This is a genomic window from Prolinoborus fasciculus, assembly GCF_056724605.1.
Window position 1 is genome coordinate 1 of sequence record NZ_JBWZQN010000020.1, and the last position, 14682, is coordinate 14682.

A 14682-nucleotide genomic window follows, 5' to 3' on the forward strand; every position below is an offset into this window, starting at 1 on the left:
TTCGCAAGAGATGCGATGGATGTCTGGTGATTTGTAGTCATAAATTTTAGTCCCCACTTGTTTTTAAGTGGGGACTAAATTAAGGCTTATAGGATGAATTCATAAGGTGTGTTCAGCGGACGCTTACGGATTAACTTTGTAACAAAGCTTATAAAATTTGTAATGGTTAAGTTAAAGACGGATTGAATTTTCTTTTTATGGAGAATCATGCTCAACTTTCATACATGGCTATGAAAGAGAATATTGAAAGATAGGATAACGTTAGAGCATAGAAAATGATCATTTTTATGATATGAAATACTTAATCATTTAAAGAAGATTTAAAGCGTCAATTATTTTAGATTGGTCATGGATTCACTGGATTTTTTCCGACGTTTATACTCAAACATGTTCTGATCCGCTTGTGCGAGTGCTGCAAATAAGCCCTGACTTGGATGACGCATTGCCATACCAATCGCTGCGCCAATGTTTGCTGCTGCAAAGGCATTAATTAAACGATCCACTAAACTTTCAGTACCCGTTTCATCATTTTCCACGCTAAGAATCACAAACTCATCGCCACCTAAACGAGCAACAATATCATTGATTCGTACGTTATCTCGCAATACCTGCGCCGCATTTTGAATCAGCTTGTCACCTTCATCATGACCCAAACTATCATTCAACTTTTTTAGGTCATTCAGGTCAATAAATAATACAGCGGCGGGATGACCATATTGTTTACAACGCTCTTCTTCAGCTCGCAGCAGTTTTTCCCAGGCCCGACGATTATAGAGCCCGGTCAATTCATCTTTACTGGCTTCTTCCTGCAATAATTCATGTTGACGTACCTGCTCACTTTGACGCAATTCTGCCTGCAAGATCGAACTGAGCAATTGTCCCAATAACTCGACCAATTGCATATCTTGCACAATAGCTTCCGATTTGGTTTCTGGATCAATCGCACAGAGTGTTCCAAACAAACTGCCATCTTCTTTAAGGAGTGGCTGACCAATATAAGATTTTATACAGACCTGCTGATTAATCGGCGCTGTGGCGTATAAAGGAATTTCTTCAGAGCGGGGGGCAATTCTCGGGGCCTTACCTGCGACCATATGAGAACAAAAAGAATCAGCCCACTGAAACACTTGACCGGGTCGTATATCATAACCATGATCTTCACTTTGCAGCACAATCCAGTCTTGGCCTTCTACCCGGGTGATCATCCATAAATTAAAGCCGAAATGCTGATGCAGAAACTTTAATACTGCCTCTCCAGCATCCTGAAAACTTTTGAAATTTATATTTTCCATCCGAGATTGCCTCTGCTACAAACCTGTAAAAATATGCATGATATAAACTTAAGCTATTAAACTATTTTTCCGGTTTCAATAGAATATACAAGCTCTAAATACAGCTATAAAACTATATATTTACAACATACCGTTGCTATAAGTTTTCATTTAAAAATTCACAATAAAAAAGAGGCCTTAGCCTCTTTTTTTCAAGCCTGAAATCTATGCCTCTGTCGGATTAGTCAATTCCGTCATTGGCCAGCGTGGTGTGGTGGTCACCGCCAAGCCATCATGCTGCCCTGCTTTTAAACGCTGATAGCCCGCAAAAGCAATCATTGCACCATTGTCTGTACAGAGTGCAGGTTCAGCATAATAAACAGATGCACGGATCTTGGCTAAATCTGCTTCTAAACGCTCACGTAAACGCTTATTGGCACTGACACCGCCCGCAATCACCAGACGTTTAAGCCCCGTTTGCTTCAGTGCTTTCACCGACTTTTTCACCAAAGTATCAACAATGGCTTCCTGAAAACTGGCAGCGATATCGGCATCGCGATTTTCATCACCGAGTTTTTTCATCTGTACAGAAACAGCCGTTTTTAAACCACTGAATGAAAATTCCAGGCCTTGATGCAGCATTGGACGCGGGAATGCAAAGGCATTCGGGTCACCCTGCTCCGCCAGTTTAGAGATATTCGGACCACCCGGATATGGCAAGCCCATCATTTTCGCGACTTTATCAAAGGCTTCGCCGGCTGCATCATCAATGGATTCACCAAGTAATTCATACTGGCCAATGCCATAAGCAGCCATAAGTTGTGAATGCCCACCTGATACCAATAATGCAACAAATGGAAACTCAGGCGGAGTTTCTGACAACAAAGGTGCAAGCATATGCCCTTCCATATGATGAACACCAATTGCCGGTTTGTTCAGTGCAAAGGCCAAAGTTCGACCAAACAACGCACCTGTCATTAATGCGCCCATTAAACCTGGCCCACGCGTATATGCAATGGCATCAATTTCCGATTTTTTGACGTCAGTTTGCTCCAATAATTCATTCATTAATGGAATTAGTTTACGCACATGATCACGTGACGCCAGCTCTGGAACCACACCGCCATATTCTGCATGCAGTTTAATCTGGCTATAAAGCACCTGCCCGCGTAAACCCAACTCGCTGTCATACAGCGCAAGTCCTGTTTCATCACACGACGTTTCCAAGCCTAAAACGATCATTAAACTGCCTATAACCTGTATCAATTCTATTGCAGTCACTATTATAGGCTTGTGGTATGAGATGTAAATGAGTAAAATACTGACCTTCACTTGTGATCACAGGCATTCGGCCTGCGATCTTATCCATAACTTTATGAGGATTCTTCATGCCACAAGTTAAATTGAAAGAAGGCGAACCAGTAGACGTAGCTATCCGTCGTTTCAAACGTTCATGCGAAAAAGCGGGTGTTCTAGCTGACGTACGTAAGCGTGAATTCTACGAGAAACCAACTCAAGAACGTAAGCGCAAAAAAGCTGCTGCTGTTAAACGCTACCAAAAGAAATTGGCGCGTGAATCAGTACGTACGACTCGCCTTTACTAAGATTAATTTGTGATTGACTGCCTGGATTAAATAATGACGACTTTAAAAGACCAAATCACGGATGTTTTGAAAGCAACAATGCGTGCCAAAGAAATGTCCAAGCTGACGGTCATACGTGGTCTACAGGCGGCAATTAAGCAAATCGAAGTCGATGAGCGCAAAGAACTTGACGACGCTCAAGTTCTTGCGGTCATTGAAAAACAAATTAAACAACGTAAAGAATCGATCAAGGCCTTTGATGGTGCTGGTCGAGAAGATTTAGCTAGTAAGGAACAAGCCGAGGTTGAGGTGTTATCTCAATTTCTACCAGAAGCTATGACTGAGGAAGAACTTGATTCCATCATTGCGCAAACGATTGCAGCGCAAGAAGCTACTAGCATGAAAGATATGGGTAAGGTGATGAATTCTCTGCGTCCGCTCATAGCCGGGCGCGCCGATCCTGCACAAGTTTCAGCTAAAATTAAAGCGAAACTTGCTTAATCCCACTTCTCTAATATTCGATCTTTAACGTTGAACTGACTTTTTATAAAAGACAGTTCTTAACGTATTCTTATTGCAAATAACAGTCAACCTGATAACGTTTCAGCAATTGCATCTCTTTTGAAGATTTCACTTCTATAATCACATCCTGTTTAGTTATCTTCTGAAACTGACGATCCAGATAAGCACGATTTTGGTCAGCCGCCTGATATAAGCGATCGGCATAACGTTGCACAATACTACAAAAATGTGAATTCTGTGCTGCGCTAAAACCTTGTTGCTGCGGATTCAAACCACCCAAGAATTGACGCGATTCCTTTTTATAGTCAGTATTAATACGCTCTACCGCATCTACATACTCAACAGCACTCGCAGCAAATACCGCATAATTCCACCCCAATAGACAGATGCCCAATAATATTTTCTTCATAGCATGCTTCAGATTTAATCGCACTGATCATTAAAAAAAGATTGTAGCCCGATTCAGTATATCCTGACCATATCATCCTGATATAAAAAGCTTAAAACCTGACTAAGGCTTAAATTTTATATTGACGTGCCTGCTGCATCTGTTTCAGGCGTTGGTTAATGGTTGCCGATAAAGATTGATTATTTTTCGCTGTACGCTGTGCATGTAATAATGACTTGATGGCGGTTTCTTCATAACCGGACCAGTATTCTACTTCTGCACGATAACGTAGCACATTGGCGGCCTTGATTGCCGATGCAGGCTCTGCATTGGTCGCCAGTTGCATCAGTCGCCAGCCGCTCACATCGCGGGAATTGGCATTCAAAAACTTTTGTACAATTTGTTTAGCTTGATCAGGTTGCTGGGCACGAATCAAGACTTCTGCATATTTATAATTGAGCGCACGATTTTCCGGCATGATCCGCGCTGCCGAAGCCACACTTTTCAGCGCTGCATTCAACTGGTTCCGACCTAAGTAAATATCAGTCTGAAACAAGACCAATAAAGGATGCATCTGGTTATGCTTTTTCGCCTGATCTAAAGCAGCCTGTGCGGCCTGAAAATCACTTTGCTGTATCTGGTAGGCAGCCAAAGCAAGCTGACCGGCAAAATTATTCTGCCGATTCATCAAACTGAGCTGCTCCTCACTGGTCTGGCGAGACAGCACCCTACTATACCATTTGATAATCTCAAAGTCCTGATCATTCAGCTTAGGTTTGACCGCAGGCAGCTGATTGGCACGCAAACGTGCTTCACTCATACGCTCAGTCGTCAGTGGATGAGTGAACCAGAAATCCGGCAGGAAGCTTAAGCGACTGGTCGAGCGATGCATGACTTCGAAGAAGTCAGCCATACTATGCGGGTTATAGCCGGAACGATACATATATTGCATACCAATCCGGTCTGCCTCACGCTCCTGATTACGGCTATAGGTAAGCTGTTTATCCAGAAGTGCTGCCTGTGAACCCATCATGACCGCTGTGCCGACATCACCATCTGCCTGAGAAGCGACCAAAGCACCGACGAGAATTCCAGCTAGCGCCAGTAAACCTTGCCCTTTAAAGGCATCCTGAGAGCGACTGTAATGACGTTGTGTGACATGTGCAATTTCATGTGCCATGACTCCTGCCACTTCATCCATGTTTCGGGCTGAATTAATCAGACCAGCATTAAGTGCAAAGAGGCCACCCGGTACGGCGAAAGCATTAATTTGCGGATCATTAATGACCAACAAACCGATCGGCTGTTGCAATTGAGTTTGACTCAGAATATGAGAAAATACTGAAAGCAGCTGATCTTCAAGCCATGGATTTTGCATCACTGGCATTTGTTTATGCACTTCACGATAGACTTTTTCACCGATCATTTTTTCTTTTTGTTGATCGAGTAAGCCGACACCTGTACCAATATCAGGCACAGAAAATTGTACATTTACTTGATTAAAATCATGGTTAGAGCTGTGCCCTGCCACCATATACAGACTTAAGCCACACACCAGCGCCAATCGTTTCAATGAAAAATCTCTAATCCTGCCAATCTAATCTGTCTTGAATATAGCATTGAACCATGAGCAGAGACGCAAGAAAATGTTATTTTTTAATACCATTTAAACGACGAATCAGATGCATTTTAAAATTCCGGATTGACCACATAACGGGGCACTCGTCCTTCCAAGGCATCAACAAGATTCTGATAAGCCAGTTCTGCCATTTTTTTACGGGTGGCTGCAGTGGCCGAACCCACATGTGGCAATGTAACCACATTATCCAACTGGAATAATTCCGATTCCTTTAACGGCTCTTTCTGATACACATCCAGACCGGCAGCAAAAACCTGCTTGGCTTTTAAAGCTGAAATTAATGCCTGTTCATCAATGACCGAGCCACGTGAAATATTGACCAATACTGCATGGGATTGCATTTTAGCCAATTCCGCTGTCGCAATCAGCGCCTTAGAATCCGCATTCAAATCTACTGCAACGACCACAAAGTCAGAACGCTGTAACAGTTCCTCAAGCTGGCAATATTTCGCATTCAACCCTTGAGCGAGTTCTGGTTTTTCCCGGCGATTATGATACAGAATATTCATGTTAAAACCGTAAAAACCACGACGTGCGATTGCCGCCCCAATATGACCGAGACCAATAATTCCGAGGGTTTTTCCAAAAATATCCATACCAAATTGTGCTTCGCCCACGGTACGCTGCCATTGTCCCTGCTTGGTCCATTGATCCAGGTAAGCCACTTTGCGTGCTGCTGACATCAGTAAAGTGAAAGCCAGGTCAGCAGTGGTTTCAGTCAGTACATGCGGCGTATGACTGAGATAAATTTTCTTTTCATTTAAATAATCCAGTTCATAGTTGTCATAACCGACACTGACACTGGAGATAATTTTTAACCGGGTGGCACTGGCCAGATTATCGCGATTCAGCAAACGCCCTGCGCCAATCATGCCATCAGCATCCTGAACCTGCTGCAAAAGCTGTTGATTCACATCGCCTAGCTTGGGTTGTATATAACTAACCTGATAATTTTGTTCGAGCTTATTTTGAATATCAGCATCAATTTGACTAAATACAACCACTTTTTGTTTCATCTATTTTTATTCCACAGCAAGATTATTCCAGACTGGCGGTCCTATTTTGCATAAACTGCCATAAACGTTTTTTTAGAATTGGTTGATCCAGCATTTCTTGTAAAGATGCCAACTGGATCATTTTCGTATTTGATATATGCGCTACAGGCCCGAGGAAAATAATATTTTTCTCTACACTCATCCCATCCAGAAAACCCTGAATATAGGATTCTACACCACGTCCATCCTGAACATTGGCCCAGGGAAATGGCCAGTTCAGCTCATGAAACTCTCCCGGGACTGCACGCTGGATATTGCCCCATAAATTCTGGGTGTCTTCGGTCATTGCAGTTGCATCAATCACGATACTGCAATGTGCCAGACTTAAAGCCTGCAAACTGAATGGCGGGATTTGTACGATTTCACGCTGTTCCTGAACAGGTGCAATGTGAGTCGGTGCCGCAGGTGGTGTATCAACCTTAAGCGTAACAATTGGCTCTGGCTCAGGAATCGGTAGATCAGCCAACGCCTCTACGGAAGCAGGCTGTGGTAAGACGATATCGGTGTGAAATTCAGGTGCAGCCTGATCACGCCAGATCGAAACCTGGTGCGGCTGACATGCGCTGTCCCTAGGAATCCAGAGATCGATTCCTAATGTTGCCAGTATGTCACGCTGATGCCCAATCATCTTTTCATCATCACCAATTTCAGGCTGAACATTTTAGCCGGATTGCCTGTGCTTTGCCGAACTTTTTCAGCTTTTCTTTTTTATCCTGATGGATTCTAGTACAAAGTTTAGCTGTCTGCTAAAAACCGTGCTTTTAATACACAATTAAACCATTCCTGCTGTTATAACAGATTCCGGCTAAAGCTGCGCGTTCTCATTTATTTTCTACAGAATGGTTAAACTGTTCTTCTTTAACATTTGCTGAACGACCTGTTCTGCCTCAAAACCCAAGCGCCAATACAACAGCTCCATCACGTCCAACTCATCCTGTGTCACGATACGATCACTCCACAAACAGGCCTCTGCAATACCTAAAATACTGAGGCGATCACGCAATAACAGCCCCGCAATATCATTCAGGATTTCTGCTAGATCAATCGGCTCATCAGAAATTTCATTATATAAGTCCAGTTCCTGAGCGGTCAGAATCCGGTTTAAAATCCGCTCCCGCACCTCAAGCTGGTTGCCGCTATTAATCTGCTGTACATGCAGCAAGGCGTCGATCAAACGCACAATCTGTGGCTTGACCTCATCGAGTGCTGTAGGCGTATGTGCAGGAAGCAAATTCAGTTCGTATTTCACACATTCCAGTAATAATGCATCCAACAGGCCAATTTCGCCATCTTCCTGAATAATCCGTGCCAGCTTCATCAAAAACTGGCGTGCAACAGTTGTCGGCATGCCACCAATATTGTTACAAGCTTGCTGGAAAATCGAGATATGCACCCGCCCGTCCAGATTGAGCAATGAATCTACAATGGCACGGCTAACTTCAGCCTCAGTCGGAATAAATTCACGATATTGACGGATCATTAAAATGGCGACCATCACTTCACGAGAACCAGTTGCGGTTTGTAATGCACGCTCAATCAGTTCCGGACGTGGCATCTTGAGCCGAAGTTCCGGATTCAGTGGTTTGATCGCATCTTTAATCGCAAAACTGATCGGAGACAGCCGCAATAATGGCAAAGGCTGTGGCGAGCTCCAGCTCATTGCAGTTTCAGGCACCACTTCTTCTAAAGAACGGAACAAACTAAACAAAGGCTGATTTTTGAGTTTTTTCAGATTCTCAAGCTGTAAGTCCTGAATCAAGGCAGGATTTAATTCATAAATCCGCTGATTGATATGGGGATGAATATTCAGCCAGTTTTGTGGGCTCAAGGAATTGGCAAAGCACATATGTGAAATGGATTCAGCATATTCACTATAAATCTGGGAGCCGGAATGATGCACATGAATTCTGAGTAAAGTCTGAATATTGGCATCATTTTGAATCAGGCGTCGGGTCTTTCGATCATTTTTATAGGTCCGACCACCGAGTGAAATATATTTAATGAAACGGGAAATCAAAACACCCAAACTACCAATCAGCCAGATCACCGCACCGACTGAAACATAGAAAGTTTCGAACTTGTTTTCACGAGGACTACCCGCTCGATAAAAACCGGACTTGGCAATCTTACTGCCACACTGACTAAACGTGGTTAAACTGCTATACAGAATTTTCAAACGGGTATTTTCCGCAGCTTCACCAGACAGGATTTTATTGAATTCATGGCTGAGCAAGCCATACAGCTCGACTTTATCCAGTGTTTGTATCGCACCCCAAGTCAGGATAATTGCGGTATCCCGCGGACTAAACCCTGCCGTCAATGCATTGACACCAACTTCATCGGGCAGCACATATACCGCCGGAACGTCAATCAGAAAAGTCTCTGACAGTTGCTGGTTAATGTGCAGTGCAGCACTTTCTTCTGGAATACTGTCCATCGGACTCAACCGACGTGCACCCAACTGCTTCGCCAGCGAATAACCGCCATTCCGAAAAATATAGAATTCATAGATGACCGAGATCATCATGGCACATAACAACAAAGCAATCAGATAAGGACTTAGCGCATGCCAGAAGATTGACTGGCTAGGATCAGTATAAAAAACAAAGAGACCAACAACGGTATTAATAATAAAAATAGTCAACAGAATTGCAATCAGGCAAAAACTTACAGGCAGTACTATATTTTTGTTTTTTATAAAATCGTATCCTACGTTTCGCAATGCAGAATCCTAAAATGATGATTTTCAATGGGCTCATCATAAAACAAAAAAGCGGGAAATTCCCGCTTTTTCATGATGATTTTAACTACTTAGACTTCGCGTACGCCAGTCAAATCCACTGAAGCTGCATCAATATTGACATCAATATAATTGCTTTCTTTCATGGCACTGTCACTACGTTTTTGCTGAAGATCATCCAGATATTGCGCATCAATACCGCCCGAAACATAGATGCCATCAAAGACTGAACAATCAAAGTCTTTGACATCCGGTACTTTGGTGGTTCTTACCGCATCTTTCAAATCTTCCAGATCCTGGAAAATCAGACGGTCAGCACCAATAATTTCACGGATTTCTTCCACGCTACGTTCCGATGCAATCAGCTCAGATTTCGCCGGCATATCAATACCGTAAACGTTTGGATATTTCACCATCGGTGCTGCAGAAGCGAAGAATACTTTTTTCGCACCAGAATCACGAGCCATCTGGATAATTTCATTACAGGTCGTACCACGGACAATCGAGTCATCCACCAACAGTACGTTTTTACCTTTAAACTCAAGCTCAACCGGGTTCAGTTTTTGACGTACCGATTTTTTACGCAGCTGCTGACCAGGCATAATGAAGGTCCGGCCGATATAACGGTTTTTCATGAAACCTTCACGGAATTTCACGCCCAACATATTGGCAAGTTCTAGCGCTGAAGTACGTGAAGTATCCGGAATCGGAATCACCACATCAATATCATGCTCTTCACCCCACTCACGCAGAATTTTTTGCGCCAGCTTCTCACCCATTTTCAAACGTGCTTTATACACCGAGATTCCATCAATGATGGCATCTGGACGGGCAAAATAAACATATTCAAAAATACAAGGACGGTATTCAGCATTCGCCGCACATTGCTTGGTAAAAAAATTACCTTCTAAATCAATAAATACCGCTTCACCAGGCAAAATATCACGCTCAACTTTAAAGCCCAGTGCAGTAATCGCAACCGACTCAGAAGCAATGATATATTCCATACCCTGTTCAGTTTCACGTGAACCGTAGATCAGTGGACGAATACCATTTGGATCACGGAAGCCCACCAGCCCTTGACCGGTAATCATCGCCACTACGCCATAAGCACCTTTACAACGCTCATGCACACGTGTTACCGCATGGAAAATATCTTCTGACGTTGGTACCAATTTGCCATGTTTTTGCAATTCATGCGCCAACACGTTTAGCAGGACTTCCGAATCAGAATCAGTGTTCATATGACGCAAGTCAGTTTTGAACAGGTCATCATGAATTTCTTCGGCATTGGTCAGGTTACCATTATGTGCCAAGGTAATCCCGTACGGCGAGTTCACATAAAACGGCTGTGCTTCAGCACTGCTCGATGAACCGGCTGTTGGATAACGCACATGACCAATACCGTAATTTCCTTTCAAAGCACGCATATGACGGGTATGGAATACATCACGTACCATACCATTGTCTTTGCGCAGGAATAAACGTCCTTCATCACATGTCACGATCCCAGCTGCATCTTGTCCACGATGTTGTAACATCGTTAATGCATCAAACAACATTTGGTTAACGGGTGATTTACCAGCTATACCAACTACTCCACACATAGCAACCTCGCAGACAAGCTAGGATTAATAAAAAGGATTATTTGTAGACTCATCTGCAACTCCAGACTTGGACGATGTTTCAGATGATGAAGCTGAAGGTTTCGATGCCCCTTCAGGCTTGATATGTTGTAGTGCGCCATTCGCGGCTTCTTTCGACATTTGAGTCGCCCAAGGCGCATAAGGCAATAAGGCTTGAATAAACTTGGACTGTTTCCAGTGCGGCGAGCTTTCTACCCACGGACCAATCCCCTGCATGGTAATCAGGACAATGAGCAAACCTTTCAGGCTACCAAAGACACCACCAGCCAGACGGTTGAGAGGACCCAGTTTAAGACTCTTTAAAATACGGTTCAACAGTGCAGTAACGATCCAGGTCAGAACTACAATCAGCAGGACGATAAAGGCGAAGGCCGCAATCTTTTGTACAACTGGATCTGTACTCAGAGCAACCATAGACGGCGCAAGTAGCGTTGAATATTTTGCCGCAACAATCAGGGCAAAGATCCATCCCACTAAGTTCGCAAAGGCTTTAATAAATCCTTGACGCAAACCGTTGAGCCCTCCAATGAGCAAGATAATCAGTAGAAAGATATCAATGGCATTCATAGGATTTAAAGTGCGTCTACACAATCTTTTACAAGTTTAGGTCCAGTATAGATGAGGCCACTATAAACCTGTACAAGGCTGGCGCCTGCCTGTTTCTTGGAAACAGCATCTGCACCTGAAAGAATACCACCCACACCAATCAATGGAATTTGTCCTTTTAATACCGCAGCAAATGCAGCCAGACATGCGGTACTTTTCTCAAATACTGGCGCGCCAGACAAACCGCCCGCTTCCTCTGCATGCTCCAGACCCTCTACCCCTTCACGTGACAGTGTGGTATTGGTCACGATCAGACCATCGATCTTGAATTGCAATAACTGTTTGGCAATAAAGGCAATATCGCTGTTATCCAGATCAGGCGCCACTTTGAGTACCAAAGGTACATAATGCTGGTATTCCTGAGCCAATTCAAGCTGACGCTTCTTCAATGTTTCCAGCAGTTCGGTGAGTGCATCACCACTTTGCAGGCTGCGCAGGTTTTTGGTATTGGGAGAAGAAATATTGACGGTAATATAAGAAGCATAATTATAGACTTTTTCTAAACAGATGAGGTAATCATCTACTGCTTTTTCTACCGGAGTATCAGCGTTTTTACCGATATTAATACCGAGAATACCTTTAAATTTGGCCGCTTTGACATTTTCAACCAGCTGATCCACGCCATCATTATTAAAGCCCATACGGTTAATAATGGCTTTGGCCTGTGGCAAACGGAATAAACGCGGATGAGGATTGCCGGCTTGCGGTCGCGGGGTAATGGTACCAATTTCAATAAAACCAAAACCTTGACCGGCAAGGGCGTCAATATAGGCACCATTTTTGTCCAAACCTGCCGCAAGACCTACCGGATTGGGAAATTCGATTCCCATACAGGTCACAGGTTTCGCAGCAACGTTTTGACGCATCAAGCCCATTTTATGGGATGATTTCAATAGTGATAATGTCAGCTCATGTGCACGCTCTGGTGCTAAAGAAAACAACAAAGGGCGGGCTAGAGAATACAACATATCCAGAAAAGTCTACTGCTTTTTAAGTCGGCATATTATAGGCATAGGCTGACAAAAAAACCATGCTTTGCAAATCTTTATTTTTACCGTTTATTGTATGGTCGCCGTTAATTTAATCTGTCCTGCCTCATTATTTAGTTCCATTTTCTCGATACTTAGCCCCATTTGTGCCAGCTGAGTCAGGAAATTTGCCAGTACTGCATAATTTTCATGCATGACCGCCAATTGAATTTTTCCTTCCATTTGCTGGGAAGCCACCGACAATCCTTGCTGCTGTGCGACTCGCTGTACTTTCTCCGCTGCATCCAGTTGGGTGTCCCCAGCCGGTTTCATGGTTACTGCATTACTTTGCATCCAAACAATGGTATCTTTCAGCTGATTTAAGCGTTTTTGCTGGGTATCTGCCGCCTGATGCATATACCAGAGTGCAGAACCGACTGCCGCCACAATCACAAAAACAGTGGTAAAAATCACCATTACCCGTTCACGTACCGACAAGCTGTCCAGATAATCACTCAGTTTTTCAAAAGACTGATCCATACGATTTTGTAGCGCTTCAATGCCTTTCATTATTGAATCCTCACCAGTCCGATCGCAGCTGTTCCGCTGGCCTGAATATTCCCCAGCTCCACCTTAAAGCCTTGCTGGCTTAATTGTGTGGTCAGTGCATTTAACGTTTCTGATGAATTGGCTTTAAGTTCCATACTTAGCACAGAAGCATCATAATTCACCCGTTGTGCCACAATCTGATTTTGCATCAAGACAGGCCCCACCCGACTAATCAGCTGTAATGCATGCGTATCTGCAATCTGGCTTTGACGCAACTGCCCTTCAAACTGACTTTTGATATTCTGCTCAGTGACCGGATAATTTTGTCCAAACCAGTATTTAAACTGGTCAATGGCTTGCGCAGCAGTCTGATTCGCCACTTTCTTATATTGATACCAGCGCATAGCATCATAACTAAACTGCAACACCAAAATACCCAGAAAAACTGCCGCGCAGGCTTTCCAGTAGCCGGAAATAGCACCATCGGATTTTGCTTTAGGCAAGACATTAAACGGATGCTGTTTCGGTTTTTTCAGTACAGGAATTCCATATTGGAAAGACTCCAGTTGCTCCTGAGTGACCAGTGCTTCAAGACTACGCAACTGCTCCTGATTCAGGTTGCTCACCTTATAGCTGAGGTCCTTGGGCTGATAATCCAGATAAAGGCTCAGATCATCTAGCGACTGACCGATATATTCCGACTCGCGCACCAGCAAACGCCCACCAATTTGAGCAATCACACGCTGGTTGGCCTCAGGAATCGGCAGCACCAAAAAGTCCGGCAACAAAGCTGCTAGCTTGACCGGGATCAGGCTTAAAGCATGTTGCAAGGTCTCAAGCGTAGAATTCGCAATTCCTATAATGCTGATCTGATCCGGCTGTTGAAAATGATGCAGCACTTTCATGGCATCTACCGGCAGCACCACATATTCTTCGAGCAAATATTTAATGCCATCATTGCCCATTTTCTTATATTGGCTCTTGGGCAAGGTCTGCTGCAAAATTTGCACATGACGGCTCGGGAAAAATACCACTGCCTCTTCGCCATGATGAGCTTGTATATCCTGAATCAGCTGCTCAAGTGTGTGCGCAGTGTTCCAGAACTCCCCAGTTGACCATTGCCAAACCCCATTGGCTTCTGGCATCCATAAATACAACATTGATTGTGTTCTGCCGTTTTAATTAATTTTTTATAGTGTAGGAATAAAGCTTTTTATCTGTGTGGATAAACCCGGGGCAATCACCGCCTGATCATAAATACGTGTCTCTGCCAATGCATAGGGATGAAAAGATTCAGCCAGCAGAATGGAAGACATATGTGCCACCACATTCATATGACACACCACTGCAATCGACTCATAAGGCAGTTGCGACAACCATTCTACTGCAACTTTGGCATCATCATCCGGTTTGATGGTATTACAGATCACCACCGGCACATCTTTAAAATACTGCTGCAAATGTGCCAGAGTTTCCTGCGCACGCAATAACGGACTGACCACAAAGACTTCAGGCTTAATCAGATCCTTTAAGAACTGTGCAGTTTGCTCAGCCTGTTGATGACCACGCTCCGTTAAAGGTCGCTTGGTGTCATTACCATTGACCGGTGGCGCGGCCTCGCCATGTCGAACTAAAGTCAGTTGCATTTGATTTCCTTATATTCTTTTGCCTGCATGATAAGCAGCGAATATGACAATTCGCAGACAGTCCCTGTG

At 43.8% G+C, this 14682-nt stretch carries 15 protein-coding genes; 2 read left to right on the forward strand and 13 right to left on the reverse strand.

From position 1 onward, the window contains the following. Positions 1-332: 332 nt before the first annotated feature. Both AC1P5O_RS06580 and tsaD read right to left on the reverse strand, forming a co-directional pair. Positions 333-1292, reverse strand: a complete 960-nt coding sequence (locus AC1P5O_RS06580; RefSeq protein WP_004729940.1) for a sensor domain-containing diguanylate cyclase — start codon at positions 1290-1292, stop codon at positions 333-335. Positions 1293-1496: 204 nt separating this feature from the next. Beyond that, entirely contained in the window at positions 1497-2513 is a 1017-nt protein-coding gene (gene tsaD / locus AC1P5O_RS06585; protein WP_004729941.1) for a tRNA (adenosine(37)-N6)-threonylcarbamoyltransferase complex transferase subunit TsaD, read from the reverse strand. A gap of 146 nt (positions 2514-2659) precedes the next feature. On the opposite strand from tsaD, the gene rpsU reads away from it, so the two are divergent. Then, complete coding sequence (rpsU, locus tag AC1P5O_RS06590; RefSeq protein WP_001136722.1) at positions 2660-2875, forward strand: 30S ribosomal protein S21; 216 nt, start codon at positions 2660-2662, stop codon at positions 2873-2875. Between the two features lie 33 nt (positions 2876-2908). Further along, positions 2909-3355 (forward strand): GatB/YqeY domain-containing protein, encoded by a 447-nt coding sequence (locus AC1P5O_RS06595; protein ID WP_004729943.1) that lies wholly within the window; start codon positions 2909-2911, stop codon positions 3353-3355. A 70-nt stretch (positions 3356-3425) separates the two neighbouring features. Here AC1P5O_RS06595 and AC1P5O_RS06600 read toward each other — a convergent pair whose 3' ends face one another. The 11 genes from AC1P5O_RS06600 to AC1P5O_RS06650 all read right to left on the reverse strand — a co-directional run bounded on the left by AC1P5O_RS06600 (position 3426) and on the right by AC1P5O_RS06650 (position 14613). After that, on the reverse strand, positions 3426-3785 hold the full coding sequence (locus AC1P5O_RS06600) for a hypothetical protein (RefSeq protein ID WP_004729945.1): 360 nt from the start codon (positions 3783-3785) through the stop codon (positions 3426-3428). A gap of 109 nt (positions 3786-3894) precedes the next feature. Continuing rightward, a complete protein-coding gene (locus AC1P5O_RS06605; RefSeq protein WP_004729947.1) occupies positions 3895-5337 on the reverse strand; it encodes a M48 family metalloprotease in 1443 nt (480 codons plus the stop codon). 116 nt (positions 5338-5453) lie between these two features. Continuing rightward, on the reverse strand, positions 5454-6419 hold the full coding sequence (locus AC1P5O_RS06610) for a 2-hydroxyacid dehydrogenase (protein WP_005262046.1): 966 nt from the start codon (positions 6417-6419) through the stop codon (positions 5454-5456). A 22-nt stretch (positions 6420-6441) separates the two neighbouring features. After that, positions 6442-7086, reverse strand: coding sequence for a hypothetical protein (locus AC1P5O_RS06615; RefSeq protein WP_004729953.1), 645 nt, complete (start codon positions 7084-7086; stop codon positions 6442-6444). Positions 7087-7290: 204 nt separating this feature from the next. Further along, positions 7291-9102 carry a M48 family metalloprotease gene (locus AC1P5O_RS06620; RefSeq protein ID WP_318270368.1) on the reverse strand — a complete coding sequence of 604 codons (1812 nt, stop codon included), beginning with the start codon at positions 9100-9102 and terminating at the stop codon, positions 7291-7293. 167 nt (positions 9103-9269) lie between these two features. Further along, positions 9270-10805 (reverse strand): amidophosphoribosyltransferase, encoded by a 1536-nt coding sequence (gene purF, locus AC1P5O_RS06625; RefSeq protein ID WP_004280083.1) that lies wholly within the window; start codon positions 10803-10805, stop codon positions 9270-9272. 24 nt (positions 10806-10829) lie between these two features. Continuing rightward, complete coding sequence (locus AC1P5O_RS06630; RefSeq protein WP_004280084.1) at positions 10830-11411, reverse strand: CvpA family protein; 582 nt, start codon at positions 11409-11411, stop codon at positions 10830-10832. Positions 11412-11416: 5 nt separating this feature from the next. After that, positions 11417-12418, reverse strand: a complete 1002-nt coding sequence (locus AC1P5O_RS06635) for a quinone-dependent dihydroorotate dehydrogenase (protein ID WP_004280086.1) — start codon at positions 12416-12418, stop codon at positions 11417-11419. 90 nt (positions 12419-12508) lie between these two features. After that, a complete protein-coding gene (locus AC1P5O_RS06640) occupies positions 12509-12988 on the reverse strand; it encodes a type II secretion system protein M (protein ID WP_004280088.1) in 480 nt (159 codons plus the stop codon). Continuing rightward, entirely contained in the window at positions 12988-14127 is a 1140-nt protein-coding gene (gspL, locus tag AC1P5O_RS06645) for a type II secretion system protein GspL (RefSeq protein WP_004280090.1), read from the reverse strand. The genes AC1P5O_RS06640 and gspL overlap by 1 nt, the downstream gene beginning before the upstream one ends. Positions 14128-14157: 30 nt before the next feature. Further along, complete coding sequence (locus AC1P5O_RS06650; protein ID WP_004280092.1) at positions 14158-14613, reverse strand: phosphoglycerate mutase family protein; 456 nt, start codon at positions 14611-14613, stop codon at positions 14158-14160. Positions 14614-14682: the final 69 nt, after the last annotated feature.

What these genes read in the sequence shown, in the direction of transcription:
- rpsU (WP_001136722.1), top strand. Translation starts at nt 2,660, where the DNA reads ATGCCACAAGTTAAATTGAAAGAAGGCGAACCAGTAGACGTAGCTATC.
- AC1P5O_RS06580 (WP_004729940.1), bottom strand. Translation starts at nt 1,292, where the DNA reads ATGGAAAATATAAATTTCAAAAGTTTTCAGGATGCTGGAGAGGCAGTA.
- gspL (WP_004280090.1), bottom strand. Translation starts at nt 14,127, where the DNA reads ATGTTGTATTTATGGATGCCAGAAGCCAATGGGGTTTGGCAATGGTCA.
- purF (WP_004280083.1), bottom strand. Translation starts at nt 10,805, where the DNA reads ATGTGTGGAGTAGTTGGTATAGCTGGTAAATCACCCGTTAACCAAATG.
- AC1P5O_RS06640 (WP_004280088.1), bottom strand. Translation starts at nt 12,988, where the DNA reads ATGAAAGGCATTGAAGCGCTACAAAATCGTATGGATCAGTCTTTTGAA.
- AC1P5O_RS06650 (WP_004280092.1), bottom strand. Translation starts at nt 14,613, where the DNA reads ATGCAACTGACTTTAGTTCGACATGGCGAGGCCGCGCCACCGGTCAAT.
- AC1P5O_RS06615 (WP_004729953.1), bottom strand. Translation starts at nt 7,086, where the DNA reads ATGATTGGGCATCAGCGTGACATACTGGCAACATTAGGAATCGATCTC.
- AC1P5O_RS06595 (WP_004729943.1), top strand. Translation starts at nt 2,909, where the DNA reads ATGACGACTTTAAAAGACCAAATCACGGATGTTTTGAAAGCAACAATG.
- AC1P5O_RS06610 (WP_005262046.1), bottom strand. Translation starts at nt 6,419, where the DNA reads ATGAAACAAAAAGTGGTTGTATTTAGTCAAATTGATGCTGATATTCAA.
- AC1P5O_RS06635 (WP_004280086.1), bottom strand. Translation starts at nt 12,418, where the DNA reads ATGTTGTATTCTCTAGCCCGCCCTTTGTTGTTTTCTTTAGCACCAGAG.
- AC1P5O_RS06600 (WP_004729945.1), bottom strand. Translation starts at nt 3,785, where the DNA reads ATGAAGAAAATATTATTGGGCATCTGTCTATTGGGGTGGAATTATGCG.
- AC1P5O_RS06630 (WP_004280084.1), bottom strand. Translation starts at nt 11,411, where the DNA reads ATGAATGCCATTGATATCTTTCTACTGATTATCTTGCTCATTGGAGGG.
- tsaD (WP_004729941.1), bottom strand. Translation starts at nt 2,513, where the DNA reads ATGATCGTTTTAGGCTTGGAAACGTCGTGTGATGAAACAGGACTTGCG.